This window comes from Streptomyces sp. NPDC104226 (genome assembly GCF_055584085.1).
The window spans coordinates 590,995-615,180 of the sequence record NZ_JBVJMS010000005.1 but is presented as its reverse complement, the minus strand read 5'-3'; the positions used below and the strand labels follow the sequence as shown (position 1 = coordinate 615,180).

19 protein-coding genes are annotated in these 24,186 nt (G+C 72.0%); 8 read left to right on the top strand and 11 right to left on the bottom strand.

Annotation, left to right across the window (positions count from 1 at the left end; translation table 11 throughout):
- Positions 1–219 precede the first annotated feature (219 nt).
- Positions 220–1,653, bottom strand: coding sequence for a peptidoglycan recognition protein family protein (locus ACZ60J_RS19180; protein WP_469683240.1), 1,434 nt, complete (start codon positions 1,651–1,653; stop codon positions 220–222).
- A 150-nt stretch (positions 1,654–1,803) separates the two neighbouring features.
- On the opposite strand from ACZ60J_RS19180, the gene ACZ60J_RS19175 reads away from it, so the two are divergent.
- The 4 genes from ACZ60J_RS19175 (at position 1,804) to ACZ60J_RS19160 (ending at position 7,770) form a co-directional block, all read left to right on the top strand.
- A complete protein-coding gene (locus tag ACZ60J_RS19175) occupies positions 1,804–2,553 on the top strand; it encodes a TIGR03089 family protein (RefSeq protein ID WP_469683239.1) in 750 nt (249 codons plus the stop codon).
- Between the two features lie 169 nt (positions 2,554–2,722).
- A complete protein-coding gene (locus tag ACZ60J_RS19170; RefSeq protein WP_469683237.1) occupies positions 2,723–4,000 on the top strand; it encodes an LCP family protein in 1,278 nt (425 codons plus the stop codon).
- Positions 4,001–4,222: 222 nt separating this feature from the next.
- Positions 4,223–5,959 carry an LCP family protein gene (locus ACZ60J_RS19165; RefSeq protein WP_469683236.1) on the top strand — a complete coding sequence of 579 codons (1,737 nt, stop codon included), beginning with the start codon at positions 4,223–4,225 and terminating at the stop codon, positions 5,957–5,959.
- 101 nt (positions 5,960–6,060) lie between these two features.
- Positions 6,061–7,770, top strand: coding sequence for an LCP family protein (locus ACZ60J_RS19160; protein ID WP_469683234.1), 1,710 nt, complete (start codon positions 6,061–6,063; stop codon positions 7,768–7,770).
- A gap of 88 nt (positions 7,771–7,858) precedes the next feature.
- Here ACZ60J_RS19160 and ACZ60J_RS19155 read toward each other — a convergent pair whose 3' ends face one another.
- The gene (locus ACZ60J_RS19155) at positions 7,859–8,884 is read right to left on the bottom strand and encodes a glycosyltransferase family 2 protein (protein WP_469683232.1); all 1,026 of its coding nucleotides are present in this window, start codon (positions 8,882–8,884) and stop codon (positions 7,859–7,861) included.
- Positions 8,885–9,058: 174 nt separating this feature from the next.
- On the opposite strand from ACZ60J_RS19155, the gene ACZ60J_RS19150 reads away from it, so the two are divergent.
- Positions 9,059–10,555 carry an LCP family protein gene (locus ACZ60J_RS19150; RefSeq protein WP_469683308.1) on the top strand — a complete coding sequence of 499 codons (1,497 nt, stop codon included), beginning with the start codon at positions 9,059–9,061 and terminating at the stop codon, positions 10,553–10,555.
- A gap of 57 nt (positions 10,556–10,612) precedes the next feature.
- On the opposite strand, the gene ACZ60J_RS19145 is transcribed toward ACZ60J_RS19150, so the two are convergent.
- Both ACZ60J_RS19145 and ACZ60J_RS19140 read right to left on the bottom strand, forming a co-directional pair.
- Complete coding sequence (locus ACZ60J_RS19145; RefSeq protein WP_469683230.1) at positions 10,613–11,434, bottom strand: SGNH/GDSL hydrolase family protein; 822 nt, start codon at positions 11,432–11,434, stop codon at positions 10,613–10,615.
- Positions 11,435–11,528: 94 nt separating this feature from the next.
- On the bottom strand, positions 11,529–12,071 hold the full coding sequence (locus ACZ60J_RS19140) for an acyl-CoA thioesterase (protein ID WP_469683229.1): 543 nt from the start codon (positions 12,069–12,071) through the stop codon (positions 11,529–11,531).
- A 106-nt stretch (positions 12,072–12,177) separates the two neighbouring features.
- Between ACZ60J_RS19140 and ACZ60J_RS19135 the strand changes: the two genes are divergently transcribed.
- Positions 12,178–13,539 carry an LCP family protein gene (locus ACZ60J_RS19135; RefSeq protein WP_469683227.1) on the top strand — a complete coding sequence of 454 codons (1,362 nt, stop codon included), beginning with the start codon at positions 12,178–12,180 and terminating at the stop codon, positions 13,537–13,539.
- Between the two features lie 86 nt (positions 13,540–13,625).
- Here the strand turns inward: ACZ60J_RS19135 and manB are convergent, their stop codons facing one another.
- From manB to ACZ60J_RS19120, 3 genes are all read right to left on the bottom strand, one after another.
- Complete coding sequence (gene manB, locus ACZ60J_RS19130) at positions 13,626–14,708, bottom strand: mannose-1-phosphate guanylyltransferase (RefSeq protein ID WP_469683226.1); 1,083 nt, start codon at positions 14,706–14,708, stop codon at positions 13,626–13,628.
- A 133-nt stretch (positions 14,709–14,841) separates the two neighbouring features.
- Positions 14,842–15,492, bottom strand: a complete 651-nt coding sequence (locus tag ACZ60J_RS19125; protein ID WP_469683224.1) for a hypothetical protein — start codon at positions 15,490–15,492, stop codon at positions 14,842–14,844.
- 143 nt (positions 15,493–15,635) lie between these two features.
- A complete protein-coding gene (locus ACZ60J_RS19120) occupies positions 15,636–16,808 on the bottom strand; it encodes an acyl-CoA dehydrogenase family protein (protein ID WP_254387593.1) in 1,173 nt (390 codons plus the stop codon).
- Between the two features lie 251 nt (positions 16,809–17,059).
- On the opposite strand from ACZ60J_RS19120, the gene ACZ60J_RS19115 reads away from it, so the two are divergent.
- Together ACZ60J_RS19115 and ACZ60J_RS19110 are read left to right on the top strand one after the other, a co-directional pair.
- Entirely contained in the window at positions 17,060–18,415 is a 1,356-nt protein-coding gene (locus ACZ60J_RS19115; RefSeq protein WP_469683222.1) for a UDP-glucose dehydrogenase family protein, read from the top strand.
- A gap of 126 nt (positions 18,416–18,541) precedes the next feature.
- Positions 18,542–19,852 (top strand): glycosyltransferase 87 family protein, encoded by a 1,311-nt coding sequence (locus ACZ60J_RS19110; protein ID WP_469683220.1) that lies wholly within the window; start codon positions 18,542–18,544, stop codon positions 19,850–19,852.
- Between the two features lie 25 nt (positions 19,853–19,877).
- On the opposite strand, the gene ACZ60J_RS19105 is transcribed toward ACZ60J_RS19110, so the two are convergent.
- The 4 genes from ACZ60J_RS19105 to ACZ60J_RS19090 all read right to left on the bottom strand — a co-directional run bounded on the left by ACZ60J_RS19105 (position 19,878) and on the right by ACZ60J_RS19090 (position 24,037).
- Positions 19,878–20,954: a membrane dipeptidase gene (locus ACZ60J_RS19105; RefSeq protein ID WP_469683218.1), complete on the bottom strand. Its 1,077-nt coding sequence runs from the start codon at positions 20,952–20,954 to the stop codon at positions 19,878–19,880.
- A 205-nt stretch (positions 20,955–21,159) separates the two neighbouring features.
- The gene (locus ACZ60J_RS19100; RefSeq protein WP_469683216.1) at positions 21,160–22,368 is read right to left on the bottom strand and encodes a dipeptidase; all 1,209 of its coding nucleotides are present in this window, start codon (positions 22,366–22,368) and stop codon (positions 21,160–21,162) included.
- Positions 22,365–22,901, bottom strand: coding sequence for a 5-(carboxyamino)imidazole ribonucleotide mutase (gene purE, locus ACZ60J_RS19095; RefSeq protein ID WP_469683214.1), 537 nt, complete (start codon positions 22,899–22,901; stop codon positions 22,365–22,367). Before purE ends, ACZ60J_RS19100 begins: the two co-directional genes overlap by 4 nt.
- On the bottom strand, positions 22,898–24,037 hold the full coding sequence (locus tag ACZ60J_RS19090; protein ID WP_469683213.1) for a 5-(carboxyamino)imidazole ribonucleotide synthase: 1,140 nt from the start codon (positions 24,035–24,037) through the stop codon (positions 22,898–22,900). Before ACZ60J_RS19090 ends, purE begins: the two co-directional genes overlap by 4 nt.
- Positions 24,038–24,186: the final 149 nt, after the last annotated feature.

Below are 24,186 nucleotides of genomic sequence, written 5' to 3'. Positions count from 1 at the left end.
AACGGGCGAAGGGCGGGTAGGGGACCTCGCCCCGCAGGGCCGACCCAGCCGCACCCGCCCACCCGCACCCGCGCCGGACGGCAGGGGCGACAGCCCCGACCGACCACCGCCGGACGGAGTCCGGCGCAGCGACGCGAAGCCCGGGAGGCCCGCAAGGGCCGAGCGGTGCGAGCGACGCGTCAAGGAGGGGCCCGCGCAGCGGTGGCCGCCAGGGCTGGGCTACGGGCGGCCCTGGAGTTTGGCTGAGGCGGTTCGGGTGGGGGGGAGGGCGTTGTAGAGGAGGCGGCCGGGGCATTCCGTGGCGAAGCCGTCGCGGTGGCCCGAGATGACGTTCAGGCGGACGTTGCTGCCCTTCGCGTAGAGGTTGCCGCCGCCCGAGCGGAGGGTGGTCTTCGCGCGGGGGTCCGCTCCGAAGAGGCCCAGCTTCCAGGCGGTGAGGCGGGCCACCGCGTCGACGGCGGGCTTGGGGGTGGCCGTCGAGGTGAAGGTGCCGATGACGGCGACGCCCATGCTGTCCGTGTTGAACCCCATGGTGTGCGCGCCGAGCACCGCCTTGGCGACTCCGCCCGCCCGGCCCTCGTAGATCGTGCCGCACTTGTCGACGGCGAAGTTGTAGCCGATGTCCCGCCAGCCGCTGCTGACCACGTGGTAGCGGTACAGGCTGCGCAGGACGGCCGGGGCGTCCTTGCAGGCGTAGTTGTTGCCCGAGGCGGTGTGGTGGACGAAGGCGGCCTTGACCGTGTTCGTGTAGACGAAGCCCTTCTCGCGCAGGCTCTCGTCCGCGCCCCATCCCAGCCGGGTGACGATCTTCGGGCGCGGGCCGATGTACGGGGCGGCCGCGAGGGCCTCGTCGGCGAGGACGGCGTCGGCGGTGGAGTCGGCCTTGTTGAGGGCGGGGATCTCCTTGGCTCCCAGGGGGGCCATCGGGATGTTGGCGGAGGAGGACTCCGCCGCTTCCATCGTCATGCCGGGGAGGAGGGCCAGCTCGCCCTTGTCGTCGTCGAGGACGGGCGGGGCCTCCGCGGTGCCGTTCTTCGCGTCCGACGGGGCGCCGGGCGTGGCTCCCGGGTCCACCAGCTCGATGCGCAGGCCCGTCGGGAGCCCGCTGCTCACCACGTGGCCGCCCGTTTCGGCCTGGACCCGGACCTCGATGCCGTCGGACTCCCCGACCCACAGGGGGGCGGTGCTGCCGCGGACGCGGCCGGTGCCGCGTTCCGCCGTGCCGGGGTCGGCGGCGTGTTCGCTGTTGTGGGTGTCGACGTCCTGCCAGTCGGACCAGGCCGAGGTGGCCACGGAGCGGGTGCGGACCTGGACGCGGCCGCCGAGCGGGGTGCTCGCGTCGTCCCAGACGACGCCGACCAGCGAGAAGGTCTTGACGTCGCGCTCCGACAGGCCCTGCGTCTCGGGCAGCCGGGGCGAGGTGCTCATGCCGGGCACGCCGGGGGTGCGGTCCGCCGCGGGTCCCACGGGGACGAGCGGCAGGGACTGGGTGGATCCGGCGGGGGCCACTGGGGCCGCGGGGGCTGCCGGGACCGCCCCGGCCGATTGCCGCGTCGTCGCCGGGTGTGCGAGGGCCGTGGAGGGAAGCGCGAGCGGCAGGGCCAGTGCGGCAGCCGTCGCGACGCCGATCGAGGAAGCAAGGAATGCACGCATGAAAAGGATGGTGTGGACTGCCGCAGGCCCGCGCCATCCGAGAACTGACGTACCGTCCGACCCCGGCACCGATACCCCTCCCCCGTACGGGGGATCGTGCTGCGGCCGTACGGAGGAGGGGCGCGGGCCGTCCCGCGTAGGCTCTGGTCCGTGAACGCCACTGACCGCACCCCTGCCGACCTGCTGCGATCCGCGCTCGCCGCCGATCCCGGCCGCCCGCTCGTCACCTTCTACGACGACGCCACGGGCGAGCGCGTCGAATTGTCCGTCGCCACCTTCGCCAATTGGGTGGCCAAGACCGCCAATCTGCTCCAGGGCGACCTGGGCGCCGAGCCCGGCGACCGGCTCGCCCTGCTGCTCCCCGCGCACTGGCAGAGCGCCGTGTGGCTGCTCGCCTGTGCCTCCGTCGGGGTCGTGGCGGAGGTGGGCGGGGATCCGGGCGATGCCGATCTGGTGGTGAGCGGGCCGGACACCCTGGAGGAGGCCGCCGTGTGCTCCGGCGAGCGGGTGGCGCTCGCGCTGCGGCCGCTGGGCGGGCGCTTCCCGCAGCCGCCGGCCGGGTTCGCCGACTACGCGGTGGAGGTGCCGGGGCAGGGCGACCGCTTCGCGCCCTTCCAGCCCGTGGACGCGGACGGCCCGGGCCTGGTGGTCGGCGGCGAGGAGCTCTCGTACGCACGGATCTGCGAGCGGGCCCGCGAGGACGCGGCGAAGCTCGGCTTCGGCGAGGGCGCCCGGGTGCTGTCCCGGCAGGGCTACGACAGCTGGGAGGGTCTCTCCGCCGGGCTCTACGCGGCCCTGGCCACGGGCGGCTCCGTGGTGCTGTGCCGCAATGCCGAGGGGCTGACGGAGGGGGCGCTGGCGCAGCGGATCGAGAGCGAGCGGGTCACCCACACGGCCTGACCCCGCCGTCACCCGGACCGCCCAATGCCGGATCTGGGCTATTTGTCACCCACATGGCCCTATACGGGGCCGTGCCCCCGGGCCGCACCGATCACCCGGGGGCAGGATCGGCACAGGCCGTACTCACCCGTACGGCCCGTACCGGTTCGGGTGAGGGGACGGAACGCGAGTGTCGGACAGCGCAGGCATACCGGGCGGCACCGATGCGGCCGGAGGCGGGAAGCCTCCGAACGGCCGCAGGCGGCGCCGGCTGCTGCGCTGGATCGGGCTCGGGACCGGGCTGCTGGCCGTCGTCGGGGCCGGCACGGGCTGGTGGATCTACTCCAAGCTCGACGGGAACATCGCCGAGGACACCTCCGCCGCCGCCGAGCTGCGGCGCTACGACAAGGAACGCCCGATCCACCTCGCGGGCGGCGCGCAGAACATCCTGCTGATCGGCTCGGACTCGCGCACCGGCGCGGGCAACGCCCGGTACGGGCAGGACGAGGGCACGCAGCGCTCGGACACCACGATCCTGCTGCACCTGCCGGCGGACCGGAAGAGCGCGACGGCGGTGTCGATACCGCGGGACCTGATGGCGGAGATACCCGCGTGCCTGAAGGCGGACGGGAGCCGCACCAGCGAGCAGTTCGCCCAGTTCAACTGGGCTTTCGAGTGGGGCGGGACCGCCTGCACGATCCGCACGGTGGAGGCGATGACCGGGATCCGGGTCGACCACCACATGGTGCTGGACTTCAGCGGGTTCAAGAAGATGGTCGACGCCATCGGCGGGGTGGAGGTCTGCCTGCGCCGGCCGGTGGACGACGCCGAGGCCAAGCTGAAGCTGCCGGCGGGCCGGCAGACCTTGCAGGGCGAGCAGGCGCTGGGCTTCGTCCGGGCCCGCCACAGCCTGGGCAACGGCAGCGACACCGAGCGGATGGAGCGCCAGCAGGCGTTCCTCGGGTCGCTGGTCAAGAAGGTGCAGAGCAACGGGGTGCTGCTCAATCCGGCCCGGCTCTACCCGCTGCTGGACGCGGCGACCTCCTCGGTGACCACCGACCCGGGGCTGGCCTCGCTGCGCGGGCTGTACGAACTGGTCCGGGGCGTACGCGACATCCCGACCGACCAGATCAAGTTCCTCACGGTGCCGCGGCGGCCGTACGCAGCCGACGCGAACCGGGACGAACTGCGCCAGCCGGACGCCACCCAGCTCTTCCAGCGGCTGCGCGCGGACCAGCCGCTCACCATCGCCCCGCCCGCGCCCAAGGGCACGGCCACGCCCGCTCCGGCCGAGCGGCCGGACGGGGCCCGGGACGAGGCTGCGGGCGACGGCAAGGCGGATCCCGCCGAGGACAGCGCCGAGGGCAGCGCGCCGGGCAGCACCGGCGACAGCCCGGGAACCGCGGAGCCCTCGACTCCCGTCCCCACCTTCACCGGCACCACGGCCGGGGTGGCCGACTGCCGGTAAAGCAATCCCAAAAGCCGGTGCCCGGGCCGAGCTTGTTGGGGCGATTGCCCCGTTGTAAGTGCGTGGAATTCATCACCAGCATGGTTTGCGGCGAACCTGTCCGGATAAGGTGAGCGATCCGGCGCCCGGCCAGCACAGAGGCCGTGCGCCAGCAGCCGGATCGTTGACCGTGCGCCTGGGGGAGGCGCGTCGCGAAGCACCGACGGAGGATTCGAGCAAACCGTGGATGCGCAAAGCCGTGGGCGGGCCGACGAGATCGACCCCGCAGATCAGTGGGTACTCAACCCCCGCACCGGCAACTACGAGCTGCGACTGGAAGACACCTCTGCGCAAGCACCGTCGCAGCGGTCCGCCCCCCGTGCGGCGCCCCGCAGAACCCCCGTTCCTCCCCGCTCCCCCGCCGCCCCCTCCCCCGCGGTCCCCGGACCGCGCCGCGGTGACGCCCCTCCCCCCGGCGGAGGCCGGCGCGGCGGGCGTTCGCGCAAAGTGGGCGGTGGCGGTCGCAAACGCGCCCTGACCATCACGGGCGGAACCCTGGCGGTGCTGCTGATCGGCGGCTCCGTGGCGGGGTACCTCTACTACCAGCACCTGAACGGCAACATCGCCGTCACCGACATCGGCGACGCGGGCACCAGCGGCGGTTTCAAGAAGGACCAGCCGATCAACATCCTGGTCATCGGCACGGACAAACGCAGCGGCGCGGGCAACGAGGGGTACGGGGACGCCGGCAGCGTCGGCCACGCCGATACGACGATCCTCTTCCACGTGTCGAAGGACCGGTCCAACGCCACGGCGCTGTCCATCCCGCGCGACCTGATCACCAACCTGCCGACGTGCCCCACGAAGCAGCCGGACGGCTCCACGAAGGACATCCCCGGCGAGCGGGGGGCCCGCTTCAACACCAGCCTCGGACAGGCGGGCCGCGACCCGGGCTGCACGATGCGCACGGTCAAGGAGCTCACCGGGATCCAGGTCGACCACTTCATGATGGCCGACTTCAACGCGGTGAAGAACCTGAGCACGGCGGTCGGCGGGGTGCCGGTCTGCGTGGCCAAGGACGTGAACGACAGGGACTCCAAACTCAAGCTGACGGCGGGCGAGCACCGGCTGGAGGGCGAGCAGGCGCTGGCCTTCGTACGCACCCGGCACGCCTTCGGCAACGAGAGCGACCTCGACCGCATCAAGACGCAGCAGCAGTTCCTCAGTTCGATGATGCGCGAGATGAAGTCCAAGGAAACGCTGACGAGTCCGAAGAAGTTCTTCTCCCTCGCGGAAGCGGCCACGAAGTCGCTCAGTGTGGATTCGGGGATAGGTTCGATCGGGAAACTTACCGAACTTGCCGGCGAGTTGAAGAACATAGACCTCAAGAACATCACCTTCACCACACTTCCGGTGCTCGACAATCCGGCGGAGAAGGTCAAGGCCACCGTGGTCGTCAACCAGGCCCAGGCCGAACCGCTGTTGCAGATGATCCGCGGGGACGTCTCCCTCACGGAGGTCGAGAAGAAGGAACAGGCGGCGAAGGACGCGGCCGACGCCGATGCGAAGGCCAAGCTCGACGCCCTGCTGCAGGGCGCCCGCGCGCAGGCCAAGGACGTCCGGGTGGACGTCTACAACGGCGGCGGCCCGGCCGGATCCGCGTCCGGCACGCTGAACTGGCTGCAGAACACCAAGGGGGTGCCGAAGTCCAGCAACCTGGGCAACGCACCCGCCAAGGTGGACACCACGCAGCTGGAGTACGCACCCAACCAGGCCGACCAGGCAAGGACGCTGGCGGACATGATGGGCCTGCCCGCGACGGCGTTGAAGATGGGTACGGCCGACGCCGCACCCAAGACGCCGATGAAGCTGACGCTCGGCGCCGACTTCAAGGGGGCGGGGGTCTCCATGACGGCGCCCGCGCAGGCACCCGAAGGCGTCCAGCGGGTCGAGGCGGACAAGTCCGTCTGCGCCAAGTGACCGACAGGGGGGCCGGCCGGCCCCCCGCGGTCACGCAATGACGTGCCGACGCCCGTCGGACCGGCACAATACCGACACAGAGTGATCGTGATGGGGGACGCGTGAGGCACAGCAGCGTGCAAGGGGAGGGGGCGCCGGGCCGGGCCGGCGACGGCATATCCGGATCCGGCACCCGGCCGACGGCCACCAGTGCCGTACCCGCGCCCAGGTCCGGCTCCGGCCACCGCCGCGGCGCCGGCGGCGGTGGCAAGGGCGGCAAGCGGCCGACCCGGCGCGGGCGGCGCCGCATACTGCGCTGGGCGGCCTCCATCGTCGCGCTGCTCATACTCGGGACGGCGGCGGCCGGTTACCTCTACTACCGCCACCTCAACGGCAACATCCGCAGCGGCCAGCGCCTGAGCGGCGACAGCGGGGTCGCCCGGAGCGAGGCCGACGCCGCGGGCCGGCGCCCGATCAACATCCTGATGCTCGGCTCCGACCTGCGCGACGAGGAGAACGCGAAGCTCGGCGGCGGCTGGGACCTGATCGGCGGCCCCGTGCGGGCCGACGTGCAGATGCTGGTCCACATATCGGCCGACCGGAAGAACGCCTCGATCACCTCCGTTCCGCGCGACACCCTGGTGGACATCCCCGAGTGCACCGATCCCGCGACGGGCACCAAGTACAAAGCCACCAAGATGATGATCAACGAGAGCTTCGCGCGCGGGGGCGCCGGCTGCACCCTGGCCACCTGGGAGAAGATGGCCAACGTCTACATCGACCACTGGATGCTGATCGACTTCACCGGGGTCGTGAGCATGGCCGACGCGATCGGCGGCGTCGACGTCTGCGTCAACCAGAACGTCTTCGACCAGTCGGAGCCCGGATCGGGGACGGGCGGTTCCGGCCTCAAGTTGAAGGCGGGCACCACCAGGGTCCAGGGCGAGCAGGCGCTCCAGTGGCTGCGCACGCGGCACGCCTTCGGCAGTGACATGGGCCGGGCCAAGGCGCAGCACATGTACATGAACTCGATGATGCGCGGGCTCAAGAGCCAGAACGCCTTCACCGATCTCCCCCGCCTCACGGGCCTGGCGGAGGCCGCGACGAAGGCGCTGAAGGTCTCCGAGGAGATCGGGTCCGTCAAGAAGCTCCTCGACCTCGCCCTGCTGCTCAAGGACGTGCCGGTCAACCGCATCACGTCGGCCACGATCCCGGTGCTGCAAGCTCCGAGCGACAAGGACCGGCTGATCCTCAACCCCACGGACGCCGAGAAGGTCTGGCAGCTGCTCCGCAAGGACGTGGCCATGGACAAGAACGGCGACCCGGCTCCGGCCGAGGGCGGCCCGGGGGCGAGCGGAGACCCCTCCGTCCCCGCTCCGTCGACCGAGCCGACGCCGCAGCCTTCGTCCGCGCCGCCGGCCTCCAACCCCGCGAAGATCGCCGTTCAGGTGGTCAACGGCACGGGCGTCGGGGCGCAGCCGGTGCCCAAGCGGGCCACGGCCATCGCGGGCGAGCTGGTCGCCAAGGGGTTCTCGCTGGCCAAGGCGGACGGCGCGTCGACCCCCGACAAGACGACGGTCGTCCGCTACGCCACCGATGCCCAGGCCGCCGACGCGCAGAGCGTGGCCGCGGCGCTCGGTATCCCGGCCACCTCCGTGCAGAAGTCGGCCGCGTCGGCCAAGATCACGGTCCTGGTGGGCGCGGACTGGCGCGAGGGCGCCACCTATCCGGTGCAGGCGCCGCCCGAGGCCGGTTCGGTCCCGGAGTCGGCGGACGTGCTCAACGGCACGGACACCAGCTGCATGGACATCTACAAGCCGTACCGCTGGTGAGCTGAGGGGCTGCCCCCCTCACACACACCGAAAGGGGTGACCCGGTCCTCGGCGGACCGGGTCACCCCTTTGGTGTGCGTACGTGCGCTCAGGCCTCGGCGGGGTCCCGCCGGACCGACGGGCGGCGGCTCGCGATGACCTTGGCGGCGAGCGAGCGCGGGCTGGTCAGGAAGCCGTAGCCCCAGCACACGTGCATGGTCGCCAGGGCGACGGGGATCCGCAGCCGGGCCTTGAGCGACAGCCCCTTGCCGGCCGGGACCGAGCCGACGGTGATCGCCGCGAGGTAGCCCGCCGGGAGGACGAAGGCCCACGGGGTGACGGCTGCTCCGACGACCAGGCCGGCGGCGATCGCGCAGACGGCGGCCGGTGCGGCGAGGTAGCGCAGGTTGATGGAGCCGGCGTGGTAGCGGGCCACCACGTGGCGCCAGCGCCCGTAGTCCTTGTACTGCTTGGCGAGCGCGCGGACCGAGGGGCGCGGGCGGTACTGGACCTTCAGCTCCGGCGAGAACCAGATCAGCCCGCCGGCCTCGCGGATGCGGAAGTTCAGCTCCCAGTCCTGGGCGCGGACGAACTCCACGTTGTATCCGCCGGCGGCCTCCAGGGCCTCCCGCCGGAACACCCCGAGGTAGACGGTGTCGGCCGGGCCCGCCTTGCCACCGGTGTGGAAGGCGGCGTTGCCGACGCCGATGCGCGAGGTCATCGCGGCGGCGACGGCGTCCTCCCAGGCGTTCTCGCCCTCGGCGTGCATGATGCCGCCGACGTTCTGCGCGCCGGTCTCCTCCAGGAGGCGGACCGCGGTGGCGATGTAGTTCGGGGAGAGCATGCCGTGGCCGTCCACGCGCACCACGATCGGATGGCGCGAGGCCTGGATGGCCGCGTTGAGGGCGGCGGGGGTCCGGCCGGTGGGGTTCGGGACGGTGTGGACCCGGGGGTCCTCCCGTACCAACTCGGCGGCGATCTCGTCGGTACGGTCCCTGGACGGCCCGAGCGCGATCACCACTTCCATCTCACCCCCGTACTCCTGTCCGAGGATGTGGTGGACCGAGTTGCGCAGATGGCGCTCCTCGTTGAGTACCGGCATGATCACCGAGACTGCGGGCTGCTGGGCGGGCATGTGGTCCTTCAAGGTCGGGTATCGGTGTCACGTTACCGCGTACGGGGGAACCGGGTGCGCGCCGGATGAGCAGTAAGGACAACGGCTGATCGTATGGGCCTACTGTTCTGACGAATCTGCCGAACGTGCGAGGTGTCCCCCGTGCCCCAGCCGCACCGTCCCACCCGACCCGCCCTGCCCGCCCGGTCCGCCCGGCCGTCGCAGCGCGCGCCGCGGCCCGGCGGACCGGCCGGGCCCCGGACGGGGGGCAAGCGGCCGGCGGACAGACCCCGCTGGGGGGTCCGGCTCGCCGCCGGGCTGTCGGTGCTCGTCCTGGGTTCGGGTGCCCTCGGGCACGCGGTGATGACCGGGCTGGACACCGGGATCCAGCGGGTGGACCCCTTCAAGGACATGAAGAACCGCCCGCAGGCCGGGCACGGGATCAACTTCCTGCTCGTCGGCACCGACGGCCGGGACAAGATCACCGCCGAGGAGAAGCGCGAGTACCGCCTGGGCGGCGCGCCCTGCCACTGCACCGACACCGTGATGCTGGTCCACCTCTCGGCGGACCGGTCGCGGGCCAGCGTGGTCAGCCTCCCCCGGGACAGCTTCGTGGAGCTGCCCGCGCACGTGGACGGCTCCAGCGGCAAACCGCACGGGGCCCACCCCGTGAAGCTCAACGCCGCCTACGCCGAGGGCGGGCCCCAGCTGACCGTGCGCACCGTCGAGAACATGACCCGGGTGAAGATCGACCACTACCTGGAGGTCGACTTCACCAGCTTCATGAAGACGGTCGACGCCATGGGCGGCGTGGAGATCTGCACGGCCAAGACCATGAAGGACCCCAACACCGGACTCGACCTGCTGCCCGGCACCCACCGCCTCAGCGGCGGCCAGGCCCTGCAGTACGTGCGCTCGCGCCATGTCGACGGGGCCTCCGACCTGGGCCGGATGCAGCGCCAGCAGCGGTTCATCGCCGCCCTGATCAAGCAGGCCACGGGCGGCGGGGTGCTGCTCAACCCCGTCAAGTTCAAGCAGGTCAGCTCCACCCTGCTGAGCTCGGTCCGGGCCGACCGGGGCTTCGGCTCGGAGCAGATGCTGGCGCTCGGACAGGCCATGCGCGATTTCACCCCGTCCTCCTCGGAGTTCGCCTCCGTGCCCGTCGGCAACCCCTCCTTCCCGGTCAAGGGCATCGGCTCGACCGTGAAATGGGACGAGGGGAAGGCCGCGAAGCTCTTCCAGGCGCTGCGCGAGGACCGGCCGATGGCCCCGCCCGAGGCCCCCGCCCCCGGCAAGCCGGTGCGCCGACAGCCGGCGGTGCCGGTGGACGTGCCCCCGGGCCAGGTCCGGGTCCAGGTGGAGAACGGCACCCGGATCGACGGGCTGGGCACCCGGGTGGACTCGGCGCTGCGCGCCACCGGCTTCGACACCACCCGGGCTCCGGGGAACGGCGCGAGCCGGGACGTCAAGCGCACGGTGATCACGTACGACCCGCGCTGGGACCGGTCGGCCCGTACGGTGTCCACCGCGCTGCCCGGCAGTGAGCTGCGGGCCGTGCGGGGGCAGGGGCGGACCGTGGTGGTGATCGCGGGCGCCGACTACCGCAAGGTGGTGCCGGTGCGCGCGGAGGACCCGTACCAGGGCGAGTTCGGTGTGGTCACCGGTGACCAGGTGGTCTGCGGCGGCTCCTGACCGGAGCGGGTACGGCCCGGGCCCTGGCGGGTGCCGCCCCGGCCCGGGCGGGTGCCCTCAGCCGAACCAGCCGGCGGAGTGGGCTTTCTCCAGGGCCTCGTAGTAGGCCTCCGCCACCTTCTCGTACCCGCTGTCGTTCGGGTGCAGGCCGTCGGCCAGCTCGGCGGGCATGGACGCGTCCGCCCGGTCCGCGGGGGTCAGCCAGGGCGGCTTGACGTAGCGGAAGTGCCGGCCCGAGCGCTGCTGCAGCTCCGCTTCCATCCGCTTGAGGCGCTGGTTGTAGGTGGCGATGGGGCCGGTGAGGTCCAGGCCCCGGGAGCCGGGGGTCGTGGGGACCAGGCCCTGCATGACGACGGTCGCCTCGGGGCGCAGGGCGAAGATCCGCTCGACCAGGTCCTGGGCCTGGTCCGCGGCGTGCTCGGGGTCGTCGCCCTGGTTCAGGTCGTTGAGGCCGGCCGAGACCAGGACCACGTCCGGCCGGGCGGTCCTGATCCATCGGTCCGCCCCGGCGCGGATCTTGTCGATGGTGAAGCCGGGATGGCCTTCGTGCTGGTTGTCGGTCATGCGTCCCTGCGCCTGGGATCCGACGAAGTCGACGGTGTACCCGGACTGGCCGGAGAGCAGCATCTCCAGGGGCAGCCGGTAGCCGGCGCGGCCGGAGCTTCCCGAACCGGCGGCCGTCGAGTCGCCGAGGGGCATGAGGCGGATGGTGCGGGGCCGCCCCGTGCCGGAGGAGGGCTCGGGGGAGCTTTCGGGGGACTGCGCTCCCCCGGCGGGTGCCTGGGGGGAGTCCTTCGTCAGCATCGGGACGGCGGCGGCGAGGCCCGCGATGCCCGCGAGGCCGGTGAGGCCGGCGAGCACGGCCGAGCGGCGGTTCATGGAGCCTTCCGGGTGGAGCGGGGCGGCAGGGCCGCGCGCAGGAGCTGCGGGTGCAGGTGCGGGTACAGGGGCGGGTGCAGTGGGTCCGGGCGCACTAGATGTCGGCGTCCAGCCCCTGCGCGGACCGCTCCTCCCGCAGGTCGCGGATGGCCTGGCGGCGGGCGAGCCGGTGCGTGCGGCGGATCTGGGCCTCCTGGTAGCGCCGCTCGTCCCGCTCGGTCTCCCGGATCACCTGCGGGACCTCGCGGGGCTTGCCGTCGGCGTCGACCGCGGTGAAGACCAGGTAGGCGCTGCCGACCTGGGTGGCGGGGGTGGACTCGTTCCACCGCTCCGCGAGGACGCGTACGCCGATCTCCATGGAGGAGCGGCCGGTCCAGTTGCACTGGGCCTTGACGTGGACGAGGTCGCCCACGCGGACGGGCGCGAGGAAGGCCATCTCGTCCATGGAGGCGGTGACCGCCGGGCCGCCGGAGTGGCGGCCGGCCACGGCACCGGCCGCGTCGTCCACCAGCTTCATGATCACGCCGCCGTGCACCGTACCGAGGAGGTTGGTGTCGTTGGCGGTCATGATGTGGCTCAGGGTGGTGCGGGAAGCCGAGATCGGCTTTCCGCGCAGCTCGCCCGGTATCTCTGTCATGGAGACAGCTTAAGTGCGGCTCGCCGGCATCAGCTCTGCAACAGCACCGGTACGAAGAGCCGACGGGGGTGTTCCGCGGGCCTTCCGGCCAGGCATTCTTGGGCACATGAGTGACTGGGACGGGTGGAGCGGCGAGCAGGACCAGCGCGGCCGCCGCGATGACGGGTACGGCCGCGGCAGCGGCCAGGCGGAGCCGGAAGGCGCACGGCGGATGAGGCACGTCCAGCGGCCCGGCCCCGGCCCTCAGGCGTCCCGGCAGCCGCAGCAGCCTCCGCAGCCCCGGCAGCCCCCGCGCCGCCCGGCCCAGCCGCCGGCCGGGCCCGCCTACGTGCCTCCGCAGCAGGACGGCTCGTACAGCGGTGGCAGCTACGACAGCGGGTACAACACCGGCCAGGTCTACGGCGGCGGGCAGGCGCCCGGTGGGCCGCGCGGGCGCGGACCGGGCGGGCCCGGGGGCCCCGGCGGCCCGGCCCGGCCGGCGGGACCGGCCCCGGACTGGCGCAAGCGGATCAAGATCGGCTCGATCGTGCTGGTCTCGGGCCTGCTCGTGACGAGCATCGGCACCTACTTCTGGGCCGACTCCAACGTGCGCCGCGAGGTCGACCTCTCCAAGGTCATCGAGCGCCCGAAGGAGGGCGACTGCACGACCTACCTGATCGTGGGCTCCGACAGCCGTGAGGGCATGTCCGCCGAGGACAAGAAGAAGCTCCACACCGGCTCGGCCGAGGGCAAGCGCACCGACTCGATGATGATCCTCGCCAAGTGCTCCAGCGGGAACACGATGATCTCCCTGCCGCGCGACTCCGACGTGGAGATCCCGTCCTTCGTCGGCTCGGAGTCGGGCAAGAAGTTCGCGGGCCAGGGGCGCCGGGTCAAGCTGAACGCCGCGTATGCGGAGGACGGCCCGGAGCTGCTGGTGCGGACGGTGGAGTTCAACACCGGCCTGCGCATCGACCACTACGCGGAGATCGGCTTCGCCGGCTTCGCGAACATCGTGGACGCGCTGGGCGGGGTGGAGCTGAACATCGAGAAGGGGTTCAAGGACGAGAAGTCCGGGGCCGACTTCAAGGAGGGCACCCAGACGCTGAACGGCGAGCAGTCGCTGGCCTACGTACGGACCCGCTACGCCTTCGCCGAGTCGGACCTGCAGCGGACCAAGAACCAGCAGAAGTTCCTGTCGGCGCTGGCCAGCCAGGCGGCGACCCCGACGACGATCATGAACCCGTTCAAGCTGTACCCGGTGCTGGGCGCCGGTCTGGACACGCTGATCGTGGACAAGGACATGGGGCTGTGGGACATGGGGTCGATGTTCTTCGCGATGAAGGGCATCAGCGGCGGTGACGGCGTGTCCATGAACATGCCGATCTCCGGCCAGCGCGGCGGCAACCTCGTCTGGGACAAGGCGAAGGTGCAGCAGCTGGTGCAGCAGATCCAGAAGGACGAGAAGGTCACCGTCCGCGGGAACTGATCACGGAGCCCGGTCGCGGAGCCTGATCGCGGAACCCGCTCACCGAGCCCGGTCGCGGGCGCCCCGGACGGGGGCGCCCGTCCGGATCAGGCGTCGGAGGAGAAGCGGATCGCCGCGTCGGGCAGTCGCGCCCCGCACCAGATCCGGGCTCCGGCGCGGAGCTCGTTGTCGGCCCCCACCTCGGCTCCGTCACCGATGACGGCGGCGTCCAGCACGGTCCGTGCGCCCACCGAGGCGCCGGCGCCGATCAGGCTGGCGGACACCTGCGCGTCGGGTCCGACGACCGCGTCCCCCAGCACGATGGAGCCCTGGACGACCGCACCCGCCTCGATGCGGGCTCCGGCGCCCACGACGGTGCCGCCCGACAGCTTGGCCCCGGCCGCCACGTGGGCTCCCGGCAGGACGAGGGACTCGCCGCGGCGTCCGGGGACGGCCGGGGAGGGGACGACGCCGCGGACCAGGTCGGCGGAGGCCTGGATGATCGCCTCCGGCTTGCCGAGGTCCATCCAGTACGTGTTCTCGGTGACCCCGTGCAGGGTGGCCCCGGAGGCGAGCAGCCCCGGGAAGGTCTCGCGCTCCACGGAAACGGACCGGCCGGCCGGGATGCTGTCGATCACGCTGCGCCGGAAGACGTAGCAGCCGGCGTTGATCTGGTCGGTGATGATCTCCTCGGGCGTCTGCGGCTTCTCGGTGAAGGCCAGCACCCGCCCGTGGGCGTCGGTGGGGACCAGGCCGAAGGCGCGCGGGTCGTCGACCCGGACCAGGTGCAGGGAGACGTCGGCGTCGGCCGCCTCGTGCGATTCGACGAGCCCGGCGATGTCCAGGCCGGTGAGGATGTCCCCGTTGAAGACGAGCACCGGGGTGTCCGGGCCGCCGGTGAGCAGCCGGGCCGCGTTGCGGATGGCGCCGCCGGTGCCCAGGGGCTCGTCCTCGACGACGTACTCCAGGTGGACGCCGAAGGCGGATCCGTCCCCGAAGTAGGGCTCGAAGACCTCGGCGAGGTAGCAGGTGGCCATCACGATGTGCGTGACGCCGGCGGCGGCGGCCCTGGCTATCTGGTGGGCGAGGAAGGGAACACCTGCCGTGTGGACCATCGGCTTCGGTGTGTTCACCGTGACGGGGCGCAGTCGCGTCCCCTGTCCGCCGACCAGCAGGATCGCTTCGGTCATTTGCGTTCTCCCCAACCGGTTCCGGCGTACGAAGGTCCAAATTTAGCCCATCCGGGGGGTCCCCAGGGGGCTGGTGCCCGATGTGTGCGGTCGTCTGCGCCGCAGCTCAGGGTGGTCGCGGCGGTCACCGCGGTCAGGAGGCGAAGGGGTTGGCGTGGCCCGGCAGCTGCTGGCCGGGGCGCAGGAAGCGCAGCGCGCCGTGTTCGTCCCGCACCTGGTGGTACCCGGCGGCCCCCAGCCGCTGTGCGATCCGGCTCCGCCGGACCGCGCCGAGCCGGAAGGCGCCGACCAGGAAGGCGGTGAGGAGGACGCCGACGACCAGCGCGAGGACCGGCTCGCCGAGGACCAGCATCAGGAGCACGGCGAACGCGCAGGATCCGTACGCGGTCAGCTGCTGGCGCTTGTCCGCCGCGGCGACCATGGTGTCGAACAGGATCCGGTCCTTCGTCCGGGCGACGGCCGCGGCCGTTTCGGGCAGGGGCTTGAGCGTGCCCTGCCGCATTCCCGGCACCGTTCCGCCGTTGCCGGCCTGCGGGTGTGCGGTGATGGCGGCCACCTCGCGGTCCCGGGCCTCAGGGCGCGGGTCCCGGTACATCCGGACCAGGACGTTCGCCTTCTTGTGTCCGGTGCGGAGCGCCTCGTAGTACTCGAACCCGTAGCACTCGGCGATGTGGGCCAGGGCGGCACCCCGCGCGGGCCCGATGGTCCCGTCGGAGCCGATCTCCAGGACGTCCTGCCGGGCGATCTGCCGCATCAGTCCCGCTATGTCATGTTCTACGAACACGGTCGTTCCCTGCCCTGAAACCCGCCCCGAATCCCGTACCGAAGACCGGTCGGGCGCACAGCCTAGCCACGCCGTACGGGGCGTCCGCGGTACCCCCGGCCTACGCCGGGGGCACGCGCGTTCACACGGTCGGGGGCCGGTCCCTACGGGAGGTTGCGGGCCATGACGATGCGCTGGACCTGGTTCGTGCCCTCGTAGATCTGGGTGATCTTCGCGTCGCGCATCATGCGCTCCACCGGGTAGTCCCGGGTGTAGCCGTAGCCGCCGAGGAGCTGGACCGCGTCCGTGGTGACCTCCATGGCCACGTCCGAGGCGAAGCACTTGGCCGCGGCGCCGAAGAAGGTGAGGTCCTCGTGCGGGCCGCCGCCGGAGACGCGCTCCGAGCGGGCCGCGGCCGAGTACGTCAGCTGGCGGGCGGCCTCGATCTTCATGGCCATGTCCGCGAGCATGAACTGCACGCCCTGGAAGTCGCCGATCGGCTTGCCGAACTGCTTGCGCTCCTGGACGTAGCCCTTGGCGTAGTCCAGCGCGCCCTGGGCGATGCCCAGCGCCTGGGCGGCGATGGTGATGCGGGTGTGGTCGAGGGTCTTCATCGCGGTGGCGAATCCGGTGCCCTCGGCGCCGATCATGCGGTCGGCGGGGATGCGGACGTTGTCGAGGTAGACCTCGCGCGTCGGGGAGCCCTTGATGCCGAGCTTCTTCTCCGGGGCGCCGAAGGAGACGCCCTCGTCGGACTTCTCGACGACGAAGGCGCTGATGCCCTTGGAGCGCTTCTCGGGGTCGGTGACGGCCATGACCGTGTAGTACTCGGAGACGCCGGCGTTGGTGATCCAGCGCTTGACGCCGTTGAGCACCCAGAAGTCCCCGTCGCGCACGGCGCGGGTCTTCATGCCCGCGGCGTCCGAGCCCGCGTCGGGCTCGGAGAGGGCGTAGGAGAACATCGCGTCGCCCTTGGCCAGCGGGCCGAGGTACTTGGCCTTGAGCTCTTCGGAGCCGGAGAGGATCACCGGGAGCGAGCCGAGCTTGTTGACCGCCGGGATGAGGGAGGAGGAGGCGCAGACGCGGGCCACTTCCTCGATCACGATCACGGTGGCGAGGGCGTCGGCGCCGGCGCCGCCGTAGGACTCGGGCACGTGGACGGCGTGCAGGTCGCTGGCGACCAGGGCATCCAGGGCCTCCTGCGGGAAGCGGGACTCCTCGTCGACCGCGGCGGCGAAGGGCATGATCTTCGCCTCGGCGAGCGCGCGGACGGACTCGCGGAGCATGTCGTGCTCCTCGGCCGGGCGGTACAGGTCGAAGTCGGCAGAACCCGCCAAGATCACTCACTCCCCAGGTGGTACGTGCTGTTAACTACCGTTAAGTAGCCCAAGCTTAGTGTCCGTGCGCCGACCGCGACACGGGCGTTGCACGTGAGTTGCATGACAGCCGCCCCGGCGCGGGCGGCGGGCAGGGGGCTACGGTGTGGCCACCGGGTGGCGGACGGGTGACGGACGCCGGAATGCATCCCCGGTCACCGGCCCGACTATGCTCGGTTGCCGCGAACGGCCCAGCACCTCCAGGAGCACCCATGGCCCCCCTCAAGATCACTGTGATCGGCACCGGTTACCTCGGCGCCACGCACGCCGCGGCAATGGCGGAGCTGGGGTTCGAGGTGCTCGGACTGGACGTGGTGCCGGAGAAGATCGCCATGCTGTCCGGCGGGCGTGTGCCCATGTACGAGCCGGGACTGGAGGAGTTGCTCGCCTCCCACGTGGCCGGACTGCCGGGCTCCACGGGCCGGCTGCGCTTCACCACCTCCTACGAGGAGCTCGGCGCCTTCGACGCCGACGTGCACTTCGTCTGCGTGAACACCCCGCAGAAGCACGGCGAGTACGCCTGCGACATGAGCTACGTCGACGCGGTCGTGGAATCGCTCGCCCCGCACCTGACCCGGCCCGCCCTGGTCGTCGGCAAGTCCACCGTGCCCGTCGGCTCCGCCGAGCGGCTCGCCGCGAAGCTGACCGCGCTCGCCCCGGCCGGCGAGGAGATCGAGCTCGCCTGGAACCCGGAGTTCCTGCGCGAGGGCTTCGCCGTCCAGGACACCCTGCACCCGGACCGCATCGTCATCGGGGTCACCTCCACCGGCACGGCACGCGGCGAGAAGCTCCTGCGGGAGGTCTACGCGACCCCCATGGGCGAGGGCACGCCGCTGGTCGTCACCGACTTCCCCACGGCCGAGCTGGTCAAGACCGCCGCCAACTCCTTCCTCGCCACGAAGATCTCCTTCATCAACGCCATGGCCGAGGTCTGCGAGGCCGCCGGCGGCGACGTGGTGAAGCTGGCCGAGGCCATCGGGTACGACGAGCGCATCGGGAAGAAGTTCCTGCGCGCCGGCATCGGCTTCGGCGGCGGCTGCCTGCCCAAGGACATCCGCGCGTTCATGGCGCGGGCCGGCGAGCTCGGCGCCGACCAGGCGCTGACCTTCCTGCGCGAGGTCGACTCCATCAACATGCGCCGCCGCGGCCACATGGTCGAGCTGGCCCGCGACGCCGTCGGCGGCTCCTTCCTCGGCAAGCGCGTCGCCGTGCTCGGCGCCACCTTCAAGCCGGACTCCGACGACGTCCGCGACTCCCCCGCGCTGAACGTGGCCGGCCAGATCCACCTCCAGGGCGGCCAGGTCACCGTCTACGACCCCAAGGGCATGGACAACGCCCGCCGCGTCTTCCCCACCCTCGGGTACGCCGACACCGCCCTGGACGCCGCCCGCGGCGCCGAGGTCGTGCTGCACCTCACCGAGTGGCGGGAGTTCCGCGACCTGGACCCCGCGGCCCTCGGCGAGGTCGTCACCGACCGGCTCCTCCTCGACGGCCGCAACGCCCTCGACCCCGCCCTGTGGCGCGCCGCCGGCTGGACCTACCGCGCGATGGGCCGCCCGCGCGCCTGACCTCCGGGTCCGCCCCCGGCAGACCTTGATCCGCTTCGTTCCGGAATGCACGGTTTCACATCTCGTCACCGGATCGTTGGCGGCAGCCGCCGGGCCCCGCGCAATGGATCGCTAGACTCACGGCCGATGACCAGTACGAGCACGACCATCGACTCCGCACTCCGCGGACGCGCCGGCCGCCTGGCCATGGCGGGGTTCTGGCTGGCCACCCGGACGCTGATGGTGGTCCTGCTGGTGGTGAACCTGCACGGCACCTCGTCGGTGCGCGTGGAGATCACCCAGACCTACAACAACTGGTACGACGTCCTCGTCACGGGGACCATGCCGCACGACGACGTCATGTGGCAGTACCCTCCGGCCGCTGCGGCGATCTTCCTCTCGCCCGACCTGCTCCCCTTCCTCACCTACTTCCAGGCCTTCGTCGCCCTGACCGTGGTCTGCGACGCGCTGATCGCTGTCGGCCTGGTCCGCGCCGCCCGGCGGGCCGACGGCAGCCTGGCCGGCGCCGTGCTGTGGCTGACCGCGCTGCCGCTGCTGCTGTCGCTGCCCTTCGGCCGCTACGACCTCCAGGTCACCCTGCTCGCCGTCGGCTCGCTGCTGTGCCTGCGCTTCCGCCGCAAGCTCGGCGGCGTCCTCGCCGGGATCGGGGCCCTGGTCAAGGTCTGGCCGCTGCTCACGCTGATCGGCACCCCGCGCGGCCGCACCACCCGCGACGCCGTCCTCTCGGCCGTCGCGGCCGGGGCCGTGCTGCTCGCCGTGCTCGCGCTGTTCTTCCGCGACACCCTCGGCTTCCTGGGCAACCAGGGCAACCGCGGCATCCAGGTCGAGTCCCTCGGCGGCTCCGCCCTGATGTTCGGCAAGCTCGTCGGCGCCTGGTCCGGGAAGATCGAAGTCCGCTACGGCGCCTACGAGTACCTCGGCCCCTACGTCTCCAGCGTCGCCCTGCTCTCCGTCGGCCTCACGGTCGTCGGGTTCGCGTGGCTGCTGCTGTGGCGGGTCAAGGCCCGGCGCTGGACGACCGCGACCCCGCTGGACGCCGCCCTGTGCGCCATCCTCGTCTTCACCATCACCAGCCGCGTGCTCAGCCCGCAGTACCTGATCTGGCTGGTCGGCCTCGCGGCCGTCTGCCTGACCTGCAAGCACACCACGCAGCGGCCGGTGGCCTGGCTGATCGTCGCCTCGACCGCGCTCAGCACGGCGATCTACCCGATCACCTACGGCTCGGAGATCCTCCCGGGCACCGGCTTCGGCACGTTCCTCCTGGTGCTCCGCAACGGCCTGCTGGCCTGGGCGGCCGTCTGGTCCTGCCTGCGCCTGTGGCGGGCCAGCGTGAGCCCCGTCCCCGCGAGCGGCTCCGCGCACGTGCACGCGAAGGACGCCGGGACCGTGGCGGCCCCGGCGTCCAAGGCCGGGTCCGAGGTCCCGGCACGCGTCTGAATCCCGTGGATCCCGTGAATCCCGCTCAGGTCGCCCTGCGGTGCTGCGCCGCGCGGGCCGTGAACTCCGCGTCCCGCACCACCCGCTGGGCGTTCCCCCAGGTCAGCAGCGCCAGGTCGGTCTCCGGCCAGCCCCGCTCCAGCAGTTCCGCGATCAGTCGCGGATAGCCCGAGGGGTCCGTCAGTCCCGTCGGCCGGGGGACGCCCGGCTCGGCGCCGAAGCCGGCGCCCAGGCCCACGCAGTGGGGGCCCGCGACGGCTCGTACGTGGTCCACGTGGTCCGCCACCGCGTGCAGGGAGTCCCCGGTCAGCGCGGTGTCGAAGCTGACCATCGCCAGGCCGTTCGCCGCGCGCAGCGCGAGCAGCACCTCGTCGGTCACGTTGTCCGGGTGCGGGTTGAGCGCGGCCGCCCCGGTGTGCGAGATGATCACCGGCGCCTTGGAGGCCGCGGCGAGCTGGCAGGCCGGCGCGGGCGGGCAGCCCCGCAGGTCCAGCAGCATCGCCAGCCGGTTCATCTCCTTGACCACCTCGTGGCCGAAGGCCGTCAGCCCTTCCATCGCCCACGGCGCCCCGGCCGGCGCGAGGATCCGTACGCCCAGTGCGTGGAAGGCGCGCAGTACGCCCAGCGAGTCCGTCAGGGTGCGGCCGGGCACGGGGCCGAGGAGGGAGGCGATGCGGCCGCGGTTGCGGGCGTCCGCCAGGTCGTCGGCGGTCAGCGCGAGGCAGAGGCCGTCGGGGTACCGGCGCATCAGGGCCAGCGCCACGTCGATCTGTTCGAGGGTGTCGGCCACCACCTGGTCGGTGGACCCGGACTCGCGCGGCATGAGCAGCGACCAGAACTGGGCGCCCACTCCCCCGGCGCGCAGCCGCGGGATGTCGGTGTCGACGCCCGCGTCCGAGGTCTCGATGTCGTGGTACGGACTCTCGCGCAGGGTCCACACGAGGGTGTTGCTGCCATCCGCGACGGGATGGACGCTGAGCAGTGCGGCGGCCCGGTCCAGGGCGCCCGGGAGCAACGCGCCGATGGGATCCTCGGCTCCCAGGGAGCCGGGGCCCACGGGGGCCACCGGGTTCGTGTGCGGTTCGTCCTGCAGGTCGGCCATGGCGTGCGCTCCGGTCTCGGCGGCTGTGTCGTGACGAATGCAGCGGGAGAGAAGCAGGGAAGATGTTGCCACCGTGACATGTGGGACGCCCGGGGCGCCCGGCGGATGTGGCGTTCGGGTGTAACCGGCAGGATCTCGCTGGTCACAGCCCGTACGCCGGATCCGCCGGGCGGGCCGCTCGGGAAGCCGCGGTACTCCTGGAACCTCAGGCCTGGAGCACCGCGTTGGACGGGCCCCGGGAGGCCGACTGCTCGCGTGCCACCGCTTCGGCGTCGCGCAGCGTCCGTACCGCGTTCGACCAGGTCAGCTTGGCCAGGTCGGCCTTCGACCAGCGGCGTGCCAGCAGCTCGGCGACCAGGTTGGGGTACCCGGCCACGTCGTCCAGCCCTGCCGGGGTGAAGGCGGTGCCGTCGTAGTCCCCGCCGATGCCGATGTGGTCGACGCCGGCCACCTCGCGCATGTGGTCGAGGTGGTCGGCGACGGTCGCGGCCGTGGCCACCGGGCGCGGGCGCGCCTCCTCGAAGGCCCGGTGCAGGGCCATCGCCGCCGGGGTGGTGTCGAGGTGGTGGTGGCCGTGCGCGCGCAGGTTCTCGTCGGCGGCCAGGGTCCACTCGACGGCCTCGGGGAGGATGAACTTGGGCACGAAGGTGGCCATCGCGATCCCGCCGTTGGCCGGCAGCAGCGCCAGCACGTCGTCGGGGATGTTGCGCACGTGGTCGCAGACGGCCCGGGCCGAGGAGTGCGAGAAGACCACCGGCGCCGCCGTGACCGCGAGCGCGTCGCGCATCGTGGTCGCGGCGACGTGCGAGAGGTCGACGAGCATGCCGATCCGGTTCATCTCGCGGACGACCTCGCGGCCGAACTCGCTGAGGCCCCCGTGCCGGGGCTCGTCGGTCGCCGAATCCGCCCAGTCGATGGTGTCGTTGTGCGTGAGCGTCATGTACCGCACGCCGAGCTGGTGCAGGGCGCGCAGGGTGGCGAGCGAGTTGTTGATGGAGTGCCCGCCCTCGGCACCCATCAGCGAGGCGATCCGGCCCTCGGCGCGCGCGGCCTCCATGTCGTCGGCCGTCAGGGCCCGCACCAGGTCGTGCGGGTAACGGTCGATCAACTGGGCGACGACGTCGATCTGCTCCAGGGTGGCGCTGACCGCCTCGTCGCCCGCGTAGTCGGAGCGCACGTAGACCGACCAGAACTGCGCACCGACCCCGCCGGCGCGCAGCCGGGGGATGTCGGTGTGCAGCCGGCCCTTCTGGTCGCGGGCGATGTCCCGCTGGTCCAGGTCGTAGCGCACCGTCTCGCGCAGGGCCCAGGGCAGGTCGTTGTGTCCGTCGACGACCGGGTGCTCGGCGAGCAGTTCGCGCGCCGCGTCCAGGTGCCGGGCGGCTCCCGTCGCGCCCGCGGCGTCGGCGGTCACTTGCCGAATCCGAACGACTCCTGGCCGGCGACCTTGGTGCGCAGCCGCTTGCCCTTCTCCGTCGCCTGGTCGTTGAGGTCCTGGAGGAAGTCGTTCATGCGGACCCGCAGCTCCGGGTCGTGCGCGGCCAGCATCCGTACGGCGAGCAGCCCGGCGTTGCGGGCGCCGGCGATCGAGACGGTGGCGACCGGGATTCCGGCCGGCATCTGGACGATCGACATCAGGGAGTCCATGCCGTCGAGGTACTTCAGCGGGACGGGTACGCCGATGACGGGCAGCGGGGTGACGGAGGCGAGCATGCCGGGCAGGTGGGCGGCCCCGCCCGCGCCCGCGATGATCGCCTTCAGGCCGCGCCCGTCGGCGCGCTCGCCGTACGCGATCATCTCGCGCGGCATCCGGTGCGCCGAGACCACGTCGACCTCGTAGGGGATCTCGAACTCGTCGAGGGCCTGGGCCGCGGCCTCCATGACGGGCCAGTCGGAGTCCGATCCCATGACGATGCCGATGACGGGAGCTGCTGCGGAGGTGCTCATTCGGTGATGGATCCTCTGAGATAGCCGGCTGCGTGACGTGCTCGCTCCAGCACATCGTCCAGATCGTCGCCGTAGGTGTTGACGTGGCCGACCTTGCGGCCCTGTTTCACGTCCTTGCCGTACATGTGGATCTTGAGCTGCGGGTCGTGGGCCATGCAGTGGAGGTACGCCGCGTACATGTCCGGGTAGTCCCCGCCGAGCACGTTCGCCATGACCGTCCAGCGGGCACGGGGGCGCGGGTCGCCGAGGGGGAGGTCCAGGACGGCCCGCACGTGGTTGGCGAACTGGGAGGTGATGGCACCGTCCTGCGTCCAGTGGCCGCTGTTGTGCGGGCGCATCGCCAGTTCGTTGACCAGGATCCGGCCGTCGGTGGTCTCGAACAGCTCCACGGCCAGGTGGCCGGTCACGTCGAGTTCCTTGGCGATGCGCAGGGCCAGGGCCTGGGCCTCGCCGGCGAGGGCCTCCGAGAGGTTCGGGGCGGGGGCGATGACCGTGTCGCAGACCCCGTCCACCTGGATGGACTCCACGACGGGGTAGGACACGGCCTGGCCGTGCGGGGAGCGGACGATGTTGGCCGCGAGCTCGCGGACGTAGTCCACCTTCTCCTCGGCCAGGACCGGGACGCCCGCCTTGAACGGGGCCTCGGCGTCTGCCTGCGTACGGACGAACCACACGCCCTTTCCGTCGTACCCGCCGCGCACCGTCTTGAGGATGACGGGGAACCCGCCGACCTCTTCGGCGAAGGCCGCCGCGTCCGCCGGATCGCTCACGATCCGGTGGCGGGGGCTGGGCGCGCCGATCTCGTCGAGGCGGGCGCGCATCACCCCCTTGTCCGCGGCGTGCACCAGCGCGTCGGGTCCGGGCCGGACGGGGATGCCGTCCGCCTCCAGGGCCCGCAGGTGCGCGATGGGCACGTGCTCGTGGTCGAAGGTGATCACGTCACAGTCGCGCGCGAAGGCGCGGAGGGTTTCCAGATCGCGATAGTCGCCGATGACGACGTCGCTCACGACCTGGGCCGCCGAGTCCTGTGGGGTGTCACTGAGGATCTTGAATCTGATGCCGAGGGGGATGCCCGCCTCGTGGGTCATGCGGGCGAGCTGTCCGCCGCCGACCATGCCGACTACCGGGAACGTCACTCCTCCAGGGTATCCGGCGGTATTCCGCCATCCGGACCCGCATGGGGACGCCACTGGCCGGTACCCGGCGGTCGGGTGTGGTGGATGTGCCGTGTGTCGCACGGTGTCCGAAGGCGCAGACGTACCGGCGGGGGGACACTTAGCATGGG

Bases quoted from the DNA above. Each gene is read 5' to 3' on its own strand.
- ACZ60J_RS19115 (WP_469683222.1), top strand. From the start codon at position 17,060: ATGGCCCCCCTCAAGATCACTGTGATCGGCACCGGTTACCTCGGCGCC.
- manB (WP_469683226.1), bottom strand. From the start codon at position 14,708: ATGACCGAAGCGATCCTGCTGGTCGGCGGACAGGGGACGCGACTGCGC.
- ACZ60J_RS19145 (WP_469683230.1), bottom strand. From the start codon at position 11,434: ATGAACCGCCGCTCGGCCGTGCTCGCCGGCCTCACCGGCCTCGCGGGC.
- ACZ60J_RS19110 (WP_469683220.1), top strand. From the start codon at position 18,542: ATGACCAGTACGAGCACGACCATCGACTCCGCACTCCGCGGACGCGCC.
- ACZ60J_RS19180 (WP_469683240.1), bottom strand. From the start codon at position 1,653: ATGCGTGCATTCCTTGCTTCCTCGATCGGCGTCGCGACGGCTGCCGCA.
- ACZ60J_RS19105 (WP_469683218.1), bottom strand. From the start codon at position 20,954: ATGGCCGACCTGCAGGACGAACCGCACACGAACCCGGTGGCCCCCGTG.
- ACZ60J_RS19155 (WP_469683232.1), bottom strand. From the start codon at position 8,884: ATGCCCGCCCAGCAGCCCGCAGTCTCGGTGATCATGCCGGTACTCAAC.
- purE (WP_469683214.1), bottom strand. From the start codon at position 22,901: ATGAGCACCTCCGCAGCAGCTCCCGTCATCGGCATCGTCATGGGATCG.
- ACZ60J_RS19140 (WP_469683229.1), bottom strand. From the start codon at position 12,071: ATGACAGAGATACCGGGCGAGCTGCGCGGAAAGCCGATCTCGGCTTCC.
- ACZ60J_RS19135 (WP_469683227.1), top strand. From the start codon at position 12,178: ATGAGTGACTGGGACGGGTGGAGCGGCGAGCAGGACCAGCGCGGCCGC.